Annotated in this window: 13 protein-coding genes; 10 read left to right on the top strand and 3 right to left on the bottom strand. The window is 68.5% G+C overall.

The window, feature by feature from the left end; genetic code table 11:
- Window positions 1-12: 12 nt before the first annotated feature.
- Window positions 13-810, bottom strand: coding sequence for a PhzF family phenazine biosynthesis protein (locus ACOYYX_RS35330; RefSeq protein ID WP_422927354.1), 798 nt, complete (start codon window positions 808-810; stop codon window positions 13-15).
- Window positions 811-963: 153 nt separating this feature from the next.
- Between ACOYYX_RS35330 and ACOYYX_RS35335 the strand changes: the two genes are divergently transcribed.
- Window positions 964-1,362 carry a winged helix-turn-helix domain-containing protein gene (locus tag ACOYYX_RS35335; protein WP_422927355.1) on the top strand — a complete coding sequence of 133 codons (399 nt, stop codon included), beginning with the start codon at window positions 964-966 and terminating at the stop codon, window positions 1,360-1,362.
- Window positions 1,363-1,479: 117 nt separating this feature from the next.
- Here ACOYYX_RS35335 and ACOYYX_RS35340 read toward each other — a convergent pair whose 3' ends face one another.
- Entirely contained in the window at window positions 1,480-2,892 is a 1,413-nt protein-coding gene (locus tag ACOYYX_RS35340; RefSeq protein ID WP_422927356.1) for a trypsin-like peptidase domain-containing protein, read from the bottom strand.
- 620 nt (window positions 2,893-3,512) lie between these two features.
- Between ACOYYX_RS35340 and ACOYYX_RS35345 the strand changes: the two genes are divergently transcribed.
- Both ACOYYX_RS35345 and ACOYYX_RS35350 read left to right on the top strand, forming a co-directional pair.
- Window positions 3,513-3,836, top strand: coding sequence for a tetratricopeptide repeat protein (locus ACOYYX_RS35345; protein ID WP_422927357.1), 324 nt, complete (start codon window positions 3,513-3,515; stop codon window positions 3,834-3,836).
- An 89-nt stretch (window positions 3,837-3,925) separates the two neighbouring features.
- Entirely contained in the window at window positions 3,926-5,062 is a 1,137-nt protein-coding gene (locus ACOYYX_RS35350; protein WP_422927358.1) for an iron-containing alcohol dehydrogenase, read from the top strand.
- Between the two features lie 12 nt (window positions 5,063-5,074).
- Here the strand turns inward: ACOYYX_RS35350 and ACOYYX_RS35355 are convergent, their stop codons facing one another.
- Window positions 5,075-6,004 (bottom strand): dihydroorotate dehydrogenase, encoded by a 930-nt coding sequence (locus ACOYYX_RS35355; protein WP_422927359.1) that lies wholly within the window; start codon window positions 6,002-6,004, stop codon window positions 5,075-5,077.
- 525 nt (window positions 6,005-6,529) lie between these two features.
- Here ACOYYX_RS35355 and ACOYYX_RS35360 point away from each other — a divergent pair.
- The 7 genes from ACOYYX_RS35360 to ACOYYX_RS35390 all read left to right on the top strand — a co-directional run bounded on the left by ACOYYX_RS35360 (window position 6,530) and on the right by ACOYYX_RS35390 (window position 17,068).
- On the top strand, window positions 6,530-7,573 hold the full coding sequence (locus tag ACOYYX_RS35360) for a hypothetical protein (RefSeq protein WP_422927360.1): 1,044 nt from the start codon (window positions 6,530-6,532) through the stop codon (window positions 7,571-7,573).
- Window positions 7,574-7,836: 263 nt separating this feature from the next.
- Window positions 7,837-9,009, top strand: coding sequence for a metabolite traffic protein EboE (gene eboE / locus ACOYYX_RS35365; RefSeq protein ID WP_422927361.1), 1,173 nt, complete (start codon window positions 7,837-7,839; stop codon window positions 9,007-9,009).
- Between the two features lie 288 nt (window positions 9,010-9,297).
- Window positions 9,298-10,557 (top strand): MFS transporter, encoded by a 1,260-nt coding sequence (locus ACOYYX_RS35370; RefSeq protein WP_422927362.1) that lies wholly within the window; start codon window positions 9,298-9,300, stop codon window positions 10,555-10,557.
- A gap of 650 nt (window positions 10,558-11,207) precedes the next feature.
- Window positions 11,208-13,004 carry a glycoside hydrolase family 15 protein gene (locus ACOYYX_RS35375; protein ID WP_422927363.1) on the top strand — a complete coding sequence of 599 codons (1,797 nt, stop codon included), beginning with the start codon at window positions 11,208-11,210 and terminating at the stop codon, window positions 13,002-13,004.
- Between the two features lie 210 nt (window positions 13,005-13,214).
- Window positions 13,215-15,011, top strand: coding sequence for a sigma-70 family RNA polymerase sigma factor (locus ACOYYX_RS35380; RefSeq protein ID WP_422927364.1), 1,797 nt, complete (start codon window positions 13,215-13,217; stop codon window positions 15,009-15,011).
- 367 nt (window positions 15,012-15,378) lie between these two features.
- Window positions 15,379-15,789, top strand: coding sequence for a hypothetical protein (locus ACOYYX_RS35385; protein ID WP_422927365.1), 411 nt, complete (start codon window positions 15,379-15,381; stop codon window positions 15,787-15,789).
- A 175-nt stretch (window positions 15,790-15,964) separates the two neighbouring features.
- On the top strand, window positions 15,965-17,068 hold the full coding sequence (locus ACOYYX_RS35390; protein WP_422927366.1) for a DUF1559 domain-containing protein: 1,104 nt from the start codon (window positions 15,965-15,967) through the stop codon (window positions 17,066-17,068).
- Window positions 17,069-17,086 lie beyond the last annotated feature (18 nt).

The following is a 17,086-nucleotide window of genomic DNA, read 5'->3' on the forward strand; positions in this document are numbered from 1 at the left end:
CCTCGGATCGGCTCAGACCAGCTCGCCCCGCATGACGGTCACGGCGCGGCCGGAGAGCCGGGTGCGGGGGCCGTCGACCTGGATCCGGAGGCTCCCGCCTCGGGGCGAGGCCTGGTAGGCCTTGAGGTGCGTCTTGCCGAGCTTCTCGGCCCAGTAGGGGCCGAGGCAGCAGTGGGCCGAGCCGCAGACCGGGTCCTCGTCGACGCCGAGCCTCGGGGCGAAGAACCGGGAGACGAAGTCGAACTCCGAGGTCTTCGACCGCCCGGTCACGATCAGGCCCCGCACCGGGATCGCCGCGATCCGGGCGATGTCCGGCCGGAGGGCCCGGACGACGTCCTCCGACTCGACCTCGACGAGGCCGTCGAACTCGTTGAGCCCGGCGAACTCCACCGGGGCGTTCACCGCGAGGGCGGCCACGTCCTTCGTGAACGAGGTGGCGGTCGGGACGATCGGCTTGCTCGGGAAGTCGAGCGTGATCCAGCCGTCGTTGAAGGAGGCGGTCAGGAGGCCGCTGCGGGTCTGGAACCGCGCGGTCGATCCTTCGTCGAGGTGCCCGTCCTGCCAGAGGACGTGCGCCGCGGCGAGGGTGGCGTGGCCGCAGAGGTCGACCTCGACGACGGGCGTGAACCAGCGGAGGCGGAAGGCGTCCCCCTCGCGGTGGAGGAAGGAGGTCTCGGAGAGGTTCATCTCGCGGGCGACGTCCTGCATCCAGCGGTCGTCGCCGGGCTCGGGCAGGACGCAGACCGCCGCCGGGTTGCCGGCGAAGGGGCGATCCGTGAACGCATCGACTTGCACCACTGTCTGTCCCACGCGTCGGCCCCCTCGATGGTGTGGCGGGTTCGCAGCCTGCCGAGGCTTCGCCTCGGGCCTTCCCGCATGCTAGCGAATCCCCCCTCGGGTGTCGACCGAACGGGCGATCGCAGGCCCTTGGGGAGGCACCTCGGCTCGGCTAGACTGGTTCCCATGACGCCAACCGACGACTCGCCCGAGCCGATGCCGACCTCGAAGCCCGCCCGACTGACGCCGCGCGTCAAGGTCTGGTTCGAGGCCGAAGGGGGGTTCAGCTTCGGCTTCGGCCTGATCGCGATCCTCCAGGCGGTGGAGCGCGTCGGCTCGATCAAGCTCGCGGCCGGGGAGCTCGGGCAGAGCTACCGGCACATCTGGGGGCGGGTCAAGAAGGCCGAGGAGGCACTCGGCACGTCGCTCGTCGAGACCCACGTCGGCGGCCAGGGATCCCAGCGCAGCGAGCTGACCGAATACGCCCGCCGGCTCATCACCGACTTCCTCGCGATCCGGGGCCGGATGGTCGACGCGATGGAGCGGGAATTCGCCGGGCGCTCGGCCTCGCCCCCCCCGGAATGAACCGGGAAAGGAACCAGGGCCGAAGGCCCGAGGGAGATTCCCTCGAACCTTCGACCCTGTCATTGCGCTTCGGGATTCGATCTCAGATCTGGGGCGCGGGCCGCGAGCGGGGGTGTCTCAGCGGCTGCGGGTGCTGGCCGTCGTGGCCTCGGCCAGCGAGAGCGACCGGCGCTGGAGGTCGTTGCGGCGGACGATGTAGAACTGCAGATTCTGCGACTGGGCCAATTCCGGCTGCCGGAGGATGAAGAGGACGTTGTCGGGCCGGATCGTCTCCCAGTGTCGCTGGCCGACGATCATCCCCACGACGATGTCCCCCTTCTGGATCTGGGCCTGGGCCCCGAGGCTCCCCGGCGTCACGGCCTGGACATAAAGCCCGCCGCGAAGCTTGGGGGAGGCGGCGACGACGTATTCCGGGTTCACCGGGGTCGTCCTGAGCCCGAGGACTCGCCAGACCTCCTCGCCCGCGTCGACGGCGGCGACCGCCGGCTTGACCGTGGCGACGCTGCCATTCGGGTTGAACGGCTTGGGCTCGATGCTGAGGACCTGCTCCTGGCCGCCGCGCTTGATCAGGACGCGGGCCTGGTGGCCGGGGGCGACGTCGAGGAGGCCACGCTCGATGTCGATCGGGGTGCGGACCCCGTAGTCGCCGATCTTGAGGAGCTGATCCCCCACCCGGAAGCCCCCCGCCTCGGCGGGGCTCCCCGAGGGGACGTCGGCCAGCAAGACCTTGCGGTCGGTGCTGTTCTGCGTCTCGGCGCCGACGAGCCCGTGCCAGGTGGAGGTCAGGCGCCTCGTGCTCATCATCTCGACCGTCGATCGCTTCACGTCGTCGATCGGCAGGGCGAACCCGATGCCCTGGGCACCGGCCCTGACCGCGACGTTGATGCCGATCAACTCTCCGTCGATGTTGATGAGCGGGCCGCCCGAGTTGCCCGGGTTGATGCAGGCGTCGGTCTGGATCAGGTTGCGGTAGACCTGCTCGTCGGAGAGGGTCACGTTCCGGTTCAGGGCGCTGATGATCCCGACGGAGACCGTGTTCTCATAGCCGAACGCGTTGCCGATGGTGATCACGTCCTCGCCGACCATGAGGTCGGCCGAGCTGCCCACGGTCACGGCGGGCAAGGGCTTGCCGGCGTCGACCTTCAGCACGGCCAGGTCGAGCGTCTCGTCGTGCTGGAGCGACCGGGCCGGATACACCGAGCCGTCGGCCAGGTGCACCTCGATGCCGTTCACCTTGTCCACGACGTGGTGGTTCGTCAGGATGAACCCTCGGCCGTCGATGATGACGCCGGTCCCCATGCCGTTGACCCGGGGACGCTGGTTCTCCTCCGCCGTGAAAGGCCAGCGGCTCGACGAGGCCGCCTTCTTCTCGCTCGAGATGCTCACCACACTGGGCTGGACTCGTTGCACCGCCTCGACGACGGGGGTCTTCCGCGGCGCAGCCAGGGCCGGTCGGGCCGAAACCCCCATGACCGACGCGAGGGCCAGGACCGCCGCGATCCCAGGCCGTTCCCATCCTTGTCGTAACACGGGCAGTGACACGATGGTGGTCCCCAATTCGGGAATGCTGGGCCCCGGTCTTCGCACAGGCTCCGTCCACCTCGAGTGGCCCTTCCGTGGCCATCCCGACGCTTACGCAACCAGCCCCCTAGACCGAAAGACCTGCCTTGATTCGATTCCTCTATCGCCTGCTCGGCGTTCTTCCGTTGTGGTTTGGATCGGTTCCCCCAATTCCCGGGCTTAAGGTCAGTCAACGACTTTTAACCCATCTTTCCCATTGTCCGTACTTTCGAGAAAACTTCCCCTAAATTGACAGAGGTCGGGTTGCAACGTTTGTCTCGGTTCGGGAAGAATCCGATCGCGGGCAAACCCTGATGAACGCCCGCACCTTTCGTTGACAGCATCCTGTGACGGCCGTTACCCTCAGCAGCATTGTCGACGCGACCGGCACGGTTTCGGCCGGAGATGGGGCCTTTTGGCGGACGGGCGGACCTTGACGCCCACGACGCGACGGCCCGACTCCTCCGCCCCGGCCGCTCCCAAAGGTTGCGCGTCGCGACGACACAAGTGTGCGAACCCGATCGATCCGACGACTCTCCGCAATCCGTAGACTCGTCCGTCGGAACCCACAAGCAGTCCCAGGAGCGGCCATGGCGGAGAAGTCCCGGAAGCGGCTGATGCTCGAAACGAGCCTGGCGGAGGATCCGGCCGACACATTCCTGCGCTACGGCCTGGCGGTCCAGTGCCTGCGCGACGGCGACACCGAGGAAGGCCGCTCGCGCCTGATCGCCCTCATCGACGACCATCCCGAGGACCAGGTCGCGGCCTATCAGCAGCTCGGCCAGTCGTACCTCGAGGCCGGCGAGAACGCCGAGGCGTCGAAGACCTTGCGCACCGGGATCGAGAAGGCCAACAAGCGAGGGGACTGGCACGCCGCCGGCGAGATGGAAGGCCTGCTCTCGCAGATCGACTGACGGGCCTCCTCGCGAACCTCAACAACCCGGAGGCCCGGGCTCGCCCCTCGCCGCACGAATCGAACACCGCCACTCGCGACGGAGCCGCGATGCCCGCGATCTTCACGTTCCCCAACCGCATCCTCTTCGGGACCGGCAGCCGGGCCTCGCTCGCGGCCGAGCTGGCGACGCTCGGGGTGCAACACCCGCTCGTCGTCACCGACCCCGGCCTGGAGGCGACGGGCATCGTCTCCGAGGTCGTCGACTCGCTCCCTCGCGCCAGCGTCTTCTCGGCGGTCCAGGCCAACCCCACCGAGGAGGACGTCCTCGCGGGCCTCGAGCGCTATCGCGAGCTCGGCTGCGACGGCCTCGTCGCTCTCGGCGGCGGGAGCCCGATCGACGCGGCCAAGGCCATGCGGCTGCTGACGACTCATCCCGGCTCCTTGGCCGACTACGACCTCACGCAAGGGGGCCTCTCGAAGATCAAAGCCGACCTGCCCCCGATGGCGGCGGTCCCCACCACCGCCGGGACCGGCAGCGAGGCGGGGCGGGGGGCCCTGATCCAGCTCCCCCAGACCGGGCGCAAGACGATCGTCCTGAGCCCGCACCTGCTCCCGAGCGTCTCCGTCTGCGACCCCGAGCTGACCTACGGCCTGCCGCCGACCCTGACCGCCGGAACCGGCATGGACGCGCTCACCCACTGCGTCGAGAGCTACCTCTCCACGACCGTCCACCCGATCTGCGACGGCATCGCCATCGAGGGGCTCCGGCAGATCTCCAAGGGGCTCGAGGCGGTCGTCCGCGACGGCAGCGACCACCGGGCCCGAGAGACGGTCATGATGGGGGCCCTGATGGGGGGGATCAGCTTCCACAAGGGGCTCGGCGTGGTCCACTCGCTCTCGCACGCCCTCGGCTCCGAGGGGCGGGTCCACCACGGCACGCTCAACGCGATCCTCCTGCCGCACGCCCTCCGGTTCAACCGAGACGCCGCCAATGCCCGGATGACCGAGCTGGCCGCACGCCTCGGCCTCGGCCGCAATGGAGAAGGCCCCGCGCACTTCATCACCCTCACCGAGCTGGTCCTCGCCCGCCTGCCGCTCCCGCGCAAGCTGAGGGACGTCGAGGGCTTGCAGCACGACCGGATCCCCGAGTACGCCCGGCTCGCCATGCTCGACCACTGCCACCAGACCAATCCACGGCCCTGCACCCAGCCCGACCTCGAAGTGTTGCTCGACCGGGCCTGGTGATCGTGCAGAGGCTCAGTGCTTCGGGTCGCGGTTCGATCGGAGCGAGCCGACGAAGTCGTTGACGTCCTTGACGCCGTGCTGCTCGAGGGCCAGCATCATCTCGTCGAGGATCCGCTCCGAGCCGGTCGGGTCGTAGAAGTTGGCCGTGCCCACCTGAATAGCCTTCGCCCCCGCGGCGAGGAACTCGAGGGCGTCGTCGGCCGTGGCGATCCCGCCGATGCCGATGATCGGCAGCGAGGGCAGGGCCCTGGCGACCTCCCAGACGATCCGCAGGGCCAGCGGCTTGATCGCCGGCCCGCTCAGCCCCCCGATATCGTTGGCGAGCACCGGGCGGCCTCGCCGCCAGTTGACCACGAGCCCCCGGAACGTGTTCACGAGGCTCACCGCGTCGGCCCCCCCCTCGGCGGCCTCGCGGGCGATGGCGACGATGTCGGTGACGTTTGGGGTCAGCTTGGCGATGATCGGCACCGGGCAGGAGGCCCGGACCCGCTTCACCAGCCGCCCGACGGCCTTGGCGTCGATCCCGAGGTCGAGGCCGTGGCTCACGTTCGGGCACGAGACGTTGAGCTCGATCGCGTCGACCCCCGGGTCGTTGCCGACGAGCTCGGCCAGCTCGACGAACTGGTCCTCGTCCTCGCCCGCGACGTTGACGACGACCGCGGTGCCGACCGTCCGGAGATAGGGCAGGTGATGCTCGCGGAAATGGGCGATGCCGTCATTATCGAGGCCGATGGCGTTGAGCAGGCCAGAGGGGGTCTCGACCGTCCTGGGGGTCGGGTTCCCCGCCCTGGGTCGGAACGTCACCGTCTTGGGGATGACCCCGCCCAGACGCTCGAGCCGGACGAATGGCGCCATCTCGCGGACGTAACCGAACGTCCCCGAGGCCACCAGCACCGGATTCTTCAGCTCCAGACGCCCCAGCCGCACGCGCTGCTCGATCACGACCACTTCTCCACCGACGGATCACCGGTTCAGCCAGGGTCTCGCATCCCCCCGGATCGCGACGAGGCCCGCGCTCGGGCCTCCGGACGGGATGATTTCCGTCGCCATCATCCCGGTTTTACACCCGTGCGTCCACCGCGACTTGGGAGGCGGGCGCCTCGCACGCGTCCGGGCCGACGACCTCCGGCGTATCTCCGGAACGAATTCAGGATGTCTTGATAAGACTCTCGACCGTCGTGAGACCACGCCCAACCCCTAATCCGATAGGTCCCGAGGCCTCCCAGAACCGGGCGAGGCGGGCCGTCTCGGGAGCCCCGGGACGCTTTCCCCGATCGAGCGAAAGTCCATTTGCCATCAACACCGATTCCAGATAAGGTCATGAGCGGGTGGTCGGAGCCTCCTCGAGGGTTGAGCGAGGTTCGAAGTTGCCGACGACGCCGACCGGAACGGGCTCGCGTCCTCCCGGCCCGGATCGCGTCTCGTGCGTGACCTCTCGTCCACCGAGGCGCAAGGGCTGGTGTGCGTATGAGATTTTCCACCGCCTGCCATGCCTGCGGGCACGACAACGAAGTCGAGTGGTCCCAGGTCGGCCGCAGCATCGCCTGCGGCGGTTGCCGCAAGCCGATGGTCGTCCCCGCCCCCATGGAGACCGCCGGCGTCGGAGCCGACGCGGCCCTCGTCCGGGTCAAGTTCGCCTGCCCGAGCTGCAACCGGAAGTACTCCACCAGGGCCGACATGATCGGCAAGAAGATCCGCTGCAACGGCTGCGGCGCGGGGGTCCGGGTCCCCCATGTGGACGGGAGCCCGGCGGTCGCCCCCGCCCCGGCCCCCGCTCCCGCCACATCCAGGCCCGCCCCCAAGGCCTCCGGCGCGGCCGAGCCGTCCGCGGCATCGAGCCCCGCGCGGGCCCGCCCCGCCCCCGGCGATCGCCTGGATGAGGCGGAGGACATCATCGAGCTCGGCGACGACTCGGGGCCGCTCGACCTGAAGGCGGCCGAGGGCTCGAAGCCTCGCAGGCGGGCCGAGGCGCTCCTCCCCTCCAGGGCCGAGGCCATGGAGCAGGTCCGCCAGAAGGTCGCCGAGAAGGAGGCCGCCGACGCCATCAAGGCGGCGGAGAAGGCCAGGAAGAAGACAAAGCGGAAGAAGTCGTCGGGCTACTTCGACCCCAGGGACACCATGATCCTGGTCGCGAGCGCGGGGGGCGTCGTGCTCCTGCTCGCCGGCGCCGCCTGGGCCTTCCCCGACTTCCGGTTCCCGCTCGGCGGGATCCTCTGCATCATCGGGTTCATCGTCTATCTGCTCGGGCTAGCCGCCTTGCGGCAGCTCGCCAGCGACGAGGGGGATTTCCAGGGGCTCCTCTTTCGCTTCTGCCCCCCGTATCAGTGGTGGTTCGTCGCGACCCACTGGGCCGAGAGCAAGGACTATGTCGCCTTCTTCGGCGCGGGGATGGTCATCCTCGCGATCGGCGGGGTTATCATCGAGTCTTCCCCCGTCGGCCTGAAGGCGGCCGAGTCGGAGGCGGCCTACCAGAAGGCCCATCAGGGGGGCGGGCTTGGCGATCCCGACTGACCTCGAAAAAATTCGTCGGGCCTTTCCCGGCGTCGGGGCCCTTCGATCGAGAGGTTCCCGGCGGGCGGGGGTGGCAACACCCTTGCCCGGCGCCCTATCATCGGAAAAGGGGACGAGCCGAAGGTCACTCGTTGGCGACGGTCGACAGGGGAACACCTCGAGGCGGGCACGCGTTTGATTCGATCGTCAGGCCCGCGATCGAGCATCGAGGCCGGAGAGGAGATCCCCGCGTCGAGAGTCCGTCCCGCGAGGAGTTGCCGGCGATGTCCCTGAGCTCGCTGCCGCTGAGCTATTGCACCAACGTCCATCCAGGCCAGACGGTCGCCGAGGTCGAGGCCGGGATCGAGCGCTACACGCTGGCGATCCGGGAACGCTACGGCCTCCCGATGGCCGCCGGCCTCTGGCTCGCCAGGCCCGTCACCCGGGAACTGCTGGCCACCCCCGACGGCCCCCGGCGTTTCGCCGCCAGGCTCTCCGAGCACGGGCTCCCCTGCTACACGCTCAACGCCTTCCCCTACGGCAACTTCCACGGCGCCCGGGTCAAGGAGCAGGTCTACCTGCCCGACTGGTCGAGCCCCGACCGCCAGCGATACACCGAGGACTGCGCCCGGATCCTGGCCGAGCTGCTCCCCGACGGCATCGACGGCAGCATCTCGACCGTCCCCCTCGGCTTCAAGGCGGCCCCCAAGCCGCCCGACTTCCTCGACCTCTGCCACAGCCGCCTGATCGACCTCGCCCTGATGCTCGACCGGCTCGGGCAAGAGCAGGGGAAGACGATCCGGCTCGCCATCGAGCCCGAACCTTGTTGCGACCTCGAGACGACGGCCGAGGCCCTCGCCTTCTTCGAAGGGCTCAACGCGGCCGCGGAGGCGAGGGGGCCAGGGGCGGCCGAGGCCGTCCGCAACCACCTCGGCCTCTGCTTCGACGTCTGCCACCAGGCCGTGGAGTTCGAGGACGTCGCCGGGGCGATCCGCGAGATCGACCGCGCCGGCGTTCGGATCAACAAGCTCCACATCAGTTGCGCGATCCGGCTCGAGGATCCGGCCGGGAACCGTGAAGGCCGCGAGGCCCTCGCCCGCTACGTCGAGCCCCGCTACCTGCACCAGACCTTCGCCAGAAGGCGGGACGGCCGGCCCGCCAGCGTGATCGACCTGACCCGGGAATTCCTCGACGACCCCGGGGCCGAGTTCCTCGGGGCCGACGAGTGGCGGATTCACTTCCACGTCCCGGTGAACGTGGATGGGCTCGGCCCGCTCGGGACGACGCGCCCCGCGCTCGTCGAGGCCATCGGAGCGGTCGCCGGGCTCGACTACGACCCGCACCTCGAGGTCGAAACCTATACGTGGGCGGTGCTGCCGGGGGAGGAGGCCCCCGACATCGTCAAGGGGTTCGGCGAGGAGCTCTCGGCGACCCACGCCCTGCTTTCTCGGGAGTAGCCTCGAACCTCCGGGGCGGTGACCTTGTCCTCGGTCGTGTGCGAGGGAGGAGTCGAGGCAGTCGGGCCCGCCCGGCGTCTCGACTTCACCCAGGAATCAATCAGTCAGCCCGCTCCAGCCCCGCCCCCCTCGATGTCGTGCAGCCGATCGAGGCTGGAGCCCTTCACTCGCGCGAAGCGATGGCCCCCGGTCGGTCCCGATGCCGGGCGGTCGCCCAACGGCCACGGCGGCGGGCCCGGAAGCCCCCCCGCCGGGCGCCATCCGAGAGAGTCATCAACGCAGAGGAGAATGTCGGTGGCCACTGATGCCAGTCAACTCGCGGGCGAGCGATCCCGGGGCGCCGAGGAGGACACGCTCTTCGTGATCCTGGTCTCGCTGAGCGTCTCCCACATGCTCAACGACCTGATCCAGTCCTTGATACCGGCCGTCTATCCGATCCTGAAATCCTCATATCACCTGACGTTCACGCAGGTCGGCCTGATCACGCTGACGTTCCAGCTCACCGCGTCGCTGCTCCAGCCGGTGGTGGGGATCTCGACGGACCGGAAGCCGATGCCCTTCTCGCTGGCGGTCGGCATGACCTTCTCGCTGCTGGGCCTGCTGCTGCTCTCGAGGGCCGGGCAATTCAGCATGATCCTGGTCGCGGCGGGGCTCGTGGGGGTCGGCTCGTCGGTCTTCCACCCCGAGGCCTCCCGGATGGCGCGGGCGGCCTCGGGCGGGCAACACGGTTTGGCGCAGTCGCTCTTCCAGGTCGGCGGCAACTTCGGCACGGCGCTCGGCCCCTTGCTGGCGGCCTGGATCGTGGTGCCCTGGGGGCAGTCGAGCATCGCCTGGTTCTCGATCGTCGCGGTCGTCGCGATCGTCGTGCTTTTCAACGTGGGGCGCTGGTATAGCTCGCACCTGTCCTCCCTCGCGGGGCGGGTGCGCAAGGCGGTCGTCGAGAACCGGCCGGCCCCCTCGCGGGCGAAGGTCACGGTCTCCATCGCGATCCTGCTGCTCCTGATCTTCTCCAAGCATTTTTATCTGGCAAGCATCACGAGCTTTTACTCGTTCTATCTGATCGATAAGTTCGCCCTCTCGGTCGGGACGGCCCAGGTCTACCTCTTCGTCTTCATGTTCGCCGTGGCGGTGGGGACGATCGCCGGGGGCCCGATCGGCGACAGGCTCGGCTTCAAGTTCGTGATCTGGGGCTCGATCCTCGGGGTCCTGCCGTTCACCCTGGCGTTGCCCTATGCGAACCTCTTCTGGACGGTCGTCCTGAGCCTCCCCATCGGCTTCATCCTGGCGTCGGCCTTCCCGGCGATCCTCGTCTATGCCCAGGAATTGCTCCCCGGCCGCGTGGGCATGGTCTCCGGCCTCTTCTTCGGCTTCGCCTTCGGCATGGGAGGACTCGGCGCCGCGTTGCTGGGCAAGCTCGCCGACGCGACGAGCATCCGCCACGTCTACCACGTCTGCTCGTTCCTCCCGATGATCGGCCTCCTGACCGCCTTCCTCCCCAACTTCGACTCGGCCCGCCGCCGCGCCCGCAAGCAGCAGGCGACGGCCTGAGCGCCTTATCGCATCGCGACGCGGCGGCCTCGTCATCTCGAGGGCCGCCGCGTCGGTTCCTCCTCCCGCCGCAAGCCGCGCAAGCGATTTCACATCGCCGGTACTTGACGAAAGCCGTTTCGACGGTTCTTCCCCGCGTTATCGCGGCCGGAGGGCCCTCGCGGAGAGCGAGCCCTGGCGCCATCGGAGGCAAAAGGCGTGAGGAGATCCGAGCGTCCGTTCGAACGCCGATCCCGCAGCCTCCACGCCGCCCTGATAAGCGGGCCGCATCGCGCCGCGCGGGCATCTTCTGCCCAGCGACGATCCCCAAGTCACGGCGAAGTCACGGGATACGCACAGCGACCTCGTCACGCACTCTCGCTTATTCTCTCCGACGCCCTCCCCACCAATCCAGCATCACATCTGGAATCGTCCGACTTTCGAATCCCCGGCAAGCATCAAGCGGATTTTCATGTTCTCCGAGGTCAGGTTGAAGCTGATCGGGCCTGGCGGGGGAGAGCCGCGCGTCCGAGAAGACACCGGATCGTGTTCTGGCCCTCTTTTCGCATGCGGACTGAACCAAACGCGACGCGAGGCCGATTCGCGGGGCCGCAGGGCACCCGGCTTGCTGCGGCCGCTTTCCAGGCTCGTTGACGAGGGGTAGCCCCGGCATGCCATTGCGAATCGAAGACTACGCGATGATCGGCGACTGCAGGACGGCGGCCCTCGTGGGCAAGGACGGCTCGATCGACTGGTTCTGCGCCCCGAGGTTCGACTCGGGTGCCTGCTTCGCCGCGCTGCTCGGCTCCCCCGAGAACGGACGCTGGCAGATCGGGCCGGCCGTTGGGGCCGAGGTCCGCGAAGTCAGGCGTCAGTACCGCCGCGGGACGATGGTCCTCGAGACCGAATTCGTGACCGACGCGGGGGCCTTCGCCATCATCGACGCGATGGCCATCGACTCGAAGACGCCGACGATCCTCAGGATGGTCGAGGGGCGCAGCGGCGAGGTCCCGCTCACCCTCGCGATGACGATCCGGTTCGAGTACGGCTCGATCATCCCCTGGGTGCGTCGGATCGACGGCGGGATCTCGGCGATCGCGGGTCCGGACCGGCTCCACCTGCGCTCCGACGTCGAACTCCACGGCGAGGACTTCTCGACGGTCGGCGACTTCACGATCGCCGCCGGCCAGCGCCTGACCTTCGAACTCTCCTGGCACCCGTCGAACGAACCGCCGCCGCCGGCCCTCGACGTGGCGAAGGCCATCGACGAGGCCCAGACCTGGTGGTGCGGCTGGTCGAACGGCTGCAAGTACAGGGGGGAGGATCACGAGGCGGTGACGCGCTCGCTGCTCACCCTCAAGGCCCTGACCTACGCGCCGACGGGCGGGATCGTCGCCGCCCCGACGACCTCGCTCCCCGAGCACATCGGCGGGGTCCGGAACTGGGACTACCGCATCTGCTGGATCCGCGACGCGACCTTCACGCTTTACGCGTTCGTCACCTCGGGCTACCTCGAGGAGGCCCAGGCCTGGCGCGAGTGGCTCTTCCGCGCGGTCGCCGGGCAGCCGGCCAGTCTCCAGATCATGTACGGCCTCGCCGGGGAAAGGCGGCTGACCGAGGTGGAACTCCCCTGGCTCGACGGGTACGAAGGGTCGAAGCCCGTCCGGATCGGCAACGGGGCCTCGACGCAGTTCCAGCTCGACGTCTACGGCGAGATGTTCGACGTCTTGCACCAGGCGAGGCGGGAGGGGCTGGCCGCCTCGGAGGACGGCTGGCAGAAGGGGAAGGTCATGCTCGAGTTCCTCGAGGAGGCCTGGCGCAGGCCGGATGAGGGGATCTGGGAAGTGCGGGGCGGTTCCCGCTCCTTCACCCATTCCAAGGTCATGGCCTGGGTCGCCTTCGACCGCGCGGTGAAGTGGGTCGAGCAGTTCGGGGCCGACGGCCCGGCCGACCGCTGGCGGGCGATCCGCGACGAGATCCACGCCCAGGTCTGCCGCGAGGGGTTCAACGCCGACAAGAATTCGTTCGTGCAGTCCTACGGCTCGAAGCATCTCGACGCCAGCCTGCTGATGATCCCGCTCGTCGGCTTCCTCCCCGCCGAGGACCCTCGCGTGGCCGGCACCCTCGCGGCGATCGAGAACGAGTTGATCGTGGACGGCTTCGTCCGGCGCTACGCGACGGAGCCGGGGGTCGACGGCCTCCCTCCGGGCGAAGGGGCCTTTCTCCCTTGCACCTTCTGGTACGCCGACAACCTGGCGATCCTGGGCCGCAAGGACGAGGCCCGCCGGGTCTTCGACCGCCTCTTGAGCATCCGCAATGACGTCGGCCTCCTGGCCGAAGAGTACGACCCCCGGGCCTGCCGCCAACTCGGGAATTTCCCCCAGGCCTTCTCGCACATCTCCCTGATCAACACCGCCCACAACCTCAGCCACGGCCACCACCCCGCCGAGCATCGCCAGAATTCCTGAGGCCATCATGGGATCGATGGGCTCGTGTCATGCGAGGCCCATCGATCCGGCCTCCCATATGGGCCTGCCGAAGACCTCGCGAGTCAACGGCCTCCGGCGAATCAGTCCGGTGAAGCGGATCTCGGCGAAAAGTTGTATCCAAATCGCGGCCCTGCGCCTTAAGTATGTGACTCGCCCGCGAACGGCGAGGCACAGAGGAGGCGAATCAGGATGTCGCATGATCGATCGGGCGTGTTGCACCGGCAGCTCCAGGGCCTGCTCCGCCACGGGAGCGTCGCGGGGGTCCCGGATCAGGAGCTGCTCGACCGCTTCGCCGAGCGTCGGGACGGCCAGGCCTTCTCCGCGTTGGTGGAGCGGCATGGCCCGATGGTCCTCGGCGTCTGCCGCCGGATCCTCGGCGATCGCGACGCGGCCGAAGACGCCTTCCAGGCCACGTTCCTGATCCTGGTCCGCAAGGCCGGGGTCATCCGCCTGGATTCCTCCCTCGGCCGCTGGCTCTACACCGTGACCCGCCGCGTCGCGCTCCGGGCCAGGGCCGAAGCCCTCCATTTCGAGCGTCGCACCTCCTCGATCGACGAGCCCCACGCCCGCGACCCGAGCCAGGAGGCCGAGCGTCGCGACTGGCAAGTCGCGCTCCACGAGGAACTCGGCCGGCTCCCCGAATCCCAGCGCGCCGCGGTCGTCCTCTGCTACATGGAGGGCCTGACGCACGAGGAGGCCGCCCGCTACCTCGGCTGGCCCCTGGGCACGGTCAAAGGACGCCTGAGCCGGGCCCGTGCATTGTTGCGGACCCGCCTCGCGCGTCGAGGCTTCGGGCTCACCACGGTGACGCTCGTCGCCTGCATGCGTCCCGCGGCCGTCTCCGCCTCGTTGTTGACCGAAACCGTCTCCGTCGCGATGGGAATCGCGACCGGCCGGGCCCTGATCACCGCCACGGCCCCGGCCTCCCTCGTCCTTGCGAAAGGAGTCCTCGACCGCATGTTCTTCTCTCAAATCAAAGTCGTCGCCACGATCCTCCTCGGCACCGGGCTCACCGTGGGCCTCACCGGCTTCGGTGCCCATCGCATGTTGAGCACCCCGGCCGTCGCGGGGAGCCCCGATGATCGGGCCAAAAATGTCGGGACCCTTGATGACGACAACGTGCGCCGGGCGAACCGGGGCAAGTTGGATGGGGTCCTGACCCTCGAAAAACGCCCTGCTGACGCGAAGCCTGCACCGACCCACGGCTCAGACATAAGCCCCGTTGAATACACCGTCGGGCCCAACGACGAACAAGCCAATCCCAAGGCGAATCCCTTCCTGTTGACAGGCAAGAAGCGGGCGATGCCCGAGTACATCGTCGAGCCCCCAGACATCCTCAAGATCGAGGTCGAAGAGGCGCTGCCCGGCCGTCCCATCCGCGGCGAGCGGCTCGTCCGGCCCGACGGGAAGATTTCGCTGGGCTCCTACGGCGAGCTCGAGGTCGTGGGCTTGACCCCGCTTCAGATCAAGGAAAAGCTCATCGACCAACTCCGTCATTACCTCAGCGCCGAGGCCCTCGGACTTGAGCGAACGCACGGCAACATGACGGATCAGATCTCCCCTCGCGATTCCGACCGCGTGACGGTGACGGTCGCGGCGACCAACAGCAAGACGTTCATCGTGGATGGCGCGGTCCCTACTCCTGGACGTTTTCCCATAACCGGCAACGAGACGGTCCTCGACGCGATTCAACTCGCCGGAGGCCTTCTCGCGAACGCCAAGACCAAGGCCATCCGGGTCGTGCGTCCCACGCCCGTGGGCAACCACGTCCTCCCGGTCGACCTCGACGGCATCGTCCAGAGAGGTGACACGACGACGAACTATCAGATATTCTCCGGCGACCGCCTGGAGGTCGGAAGCATGCCAATCGGGGACGGCACTCGCCCCAGGCGATCCCGCCGCGAGATCGAAGCCCAGATCGACGCGATCATCGGGCAACTCAAGGAACTGAAGAGCGAACTCGCCGAGGGCGAACCCCGACCCTGACCGTCGAACGTCCGACGGTCGAGACGACAGATAATTCCCAGGGAGTGCGCGACGCGCGAGTGAGGTGCGAGGCCGACCGCGGCACATCACGCCATTGCCGGATGCGTCGACGGAGAGCCCGACCATCCACTTCGCGCGTCAACCTCCTGGAACGGCACATCACCACACACGCAGATATCATCACAATTCTCAAATCACAAACTCGCCGCTTCCCCCTTGACCGCAAGTCGATTGGACTCGAACATGATGCGGTGAGTCATACCGCAGGATGCCCGCCTCGCTGACTCGGATGAAGGCCTCTGTCGTGCGTGACGCCCTCCGAACCCTCCCAGCAATCCGATCGCTTCGCCGGCCGATCCCGGCGTTCGTGTTCGCCTGTTGCCTGGCGTGGACGGCCGGGGGCCTGGCGTCGACGGTGGCCTCGGGCAGGCCGCCCGACTCGGGATCGCATGCCCACTACTGCAAGTGCGGCACGTGTCGAGGCGAGTCCTGCTGCTGCGGGCCTCGAGAGGCCAGGGCACGGAAGCCGGCCGCGGATCGGCCCAGCTCCCCTCCGACGCCCGAAGGGCCTTGCATGGGCGCCGCCCCTTGCGGCGACCCGGTCCTGCCGAACGTCCCGTCATCCAACCCCATGAGCAAGGCGGCCGAGCTGGTCGTGGGCATGCCCCTCAACCACGGCCCCTCGTGCCGCCTCTCCGCACTCGAGCCGGCCGATCTCGCGCCGGAACCGCGTGCCTCCCGGCTCGACGATCCGCCGGAATCCCCATCCCTCGCCTGATCTCGGGCAAAGATCATCGCGCGGCCGTACCCCGCTCGCTCGACCTCTCGAGCGTCGCCGGGGGAGGTCCATCGACGTCGCGTGCACCCACCGCCTGACACCTCGCCAGCGGCGGCCGATCGGCCGTCAGCCTGGGTGGTAATACGCACCGAGTTCATACATGGGGATTCCTTGAATGCGTCGCCGAGCCTTCACTCTGATCGAATTGCTGGTGGTGATCGCGATCATCGCCGTGCTCATCGCCCTGCTGCTCCCCGCCGTCCAGGCCGCCCGCGAGGCCGCCCGGCGTGCCCAGTGCACCAACAACCTGAAGCAGGTCGGCATCGCCTTGCATAATTACCATTCGACCGTGAATACATTTCCGGTCGGCTTTCTCTTCCGCTACCCCGCCAACCCCGGCGGCATGAGCCCGCTGGGCATCCCCGACGGGCACTGGCGTTGGTCGGTCCTCGCCCAGCTCTCGCCCTATATGGAGCAGACGGCGGTCTACAACTCGCTGAACTTCAACTGGCCGATCGCCCTGGGGCCGTCCGGGTCGGGCCCGTACGCCGGCTTCTCGCCATGGACGCCTTTCCCCGTGAATACCACGGCGATGGCAACCAAGGTGAACTTCTTCCTCTGCCCGAGCGACGGGGCCCAACCGCAGGTCCAGTTGCCCGGCGGCGGCAGCACCTACGGCCCGAGCAATTACCAGTTCTGCACCGGCGACGGCCAGCCCGGCAGCGGGCACGTGGGCGACGCCGGCAACCCGGTCTTCGGGGCGAGCGTCGCGAATGGGGCGTTCGTGTTCATCTACCCGCAATCGATGTCGACGATCGCGGACGGTTCGAGCGGGACGGTGGCCGCCTCGGAAGGCTTGATCGGCCCGGCCTCGGGCACCACGACCACCATCGCCGGGGCGACCCCGCCGCAGGACCCTCGCCGTGCAGCCGTCTACGTCTCGACCTCGCCGCTGCCGGACAACGGCCCGACGGTCGGATGCAATAACGCCATCGCCGGCTGGCGGCTCGACAAGGGGTATGCCTGGTGGGACGGCGACTACCGGACCACGCTCTACAACCACTATCTGACGCCCAACTCGAAGACCTTCGACTGCTGGCAGTCGAGCCCGCCCCACGACCCGGCGATCAAGGCCGCCCGCAGCAATCACCCCGGCGGCGTCAACCTGCTCTTCTGCGACGGCCACGTCGCCTTCGCGAAGGACTCGGTCAGCCTCGCCGTCTGGAGAGGGCTCTCGACCCGCAACGGCGGCGAGGTCATCTCCGCCGACTCCTTCTGATCGCCACGCCGGGGGAGG

Source organism: Singulisphaera chitinilytica (assembly GCF_049331405.1).
Classification (GTDB): Bacteria; Planctomycetota; Planctomycetia; order Isosphaerales; family Isosphaeraceae; genus PoT.

What these genes read in the sequence shown, in the direction of transcription:
- ACOYYX_RS35390 (WP_422927366.1), top strand. Translation starts at nt 15,965, where the DNA reads ATGCGTCGCCGAGCCTTCACTCTGATCGAATTGCTGGTGGTGATCGCG.
- eboE (WP_422927361.1), top strand. Translation starts at nt 7,837, where the DNA reads ATGTCCCTGAGCTCGCTGCCGCTGAGCTATTGCACCAACGTCCATCCA.
- ACOYYX_RS35345 (WP_422927357.1), top strand. Translation starts at nt 3,513, where the DNA reads ATGGCGGAGAAGTCCCGGAAGCGGCTGATGCTCGAAACGAGCCTGGCG.
- ACOYYX_RS35375 (WP_422927363.1), top strand. Translation starts at nt 11,208, where the DNA reads ATGCCATTGCGAATCGAAGACTACGCGATGATCGGCGACTGCAGGACG.
- ACOYYX_RS35350 (WP_422927358.1), top strand. Translation starts at nt 3,926, where the DNA reads ATGCCCGCGATCTTCACGTTCCCCAACCGCATCCTCTTCGGGACCGGC.
- ACOYYX_RS35370 (WP_422927362.1), top strand. Translation starts at nt 9,298, where the DNA reads ATGTCGGTGGCCACTGATGCCAGTCAACTCGCGGGCGAGCGATCCCGG.
- ACOYYX_RS35380 (WP_422927364.1), top strand. Translation starts at nt 13,215, where the DNA reads ATGTCGCATGATCGATCGGGCGTGTTGCACCGGCAGCTCCAGGGCCTG.
- ACOYYX_RS35335 (WP_422927355.1), top strand. Translation starts at nt 964, where the DNA reads ATGACGCCAACCGACGACTCGCCCGAGCCGATGCCGACCTCGAAGCCC.
- ACOYYX_RS35360 (WP_422927360.1), top strand. Translation starts at nt 6,530, where the DNA reads ATGAGATTTTCCACCGCCTGCCATGCCTGCGGGCACGACAACGAAGTC.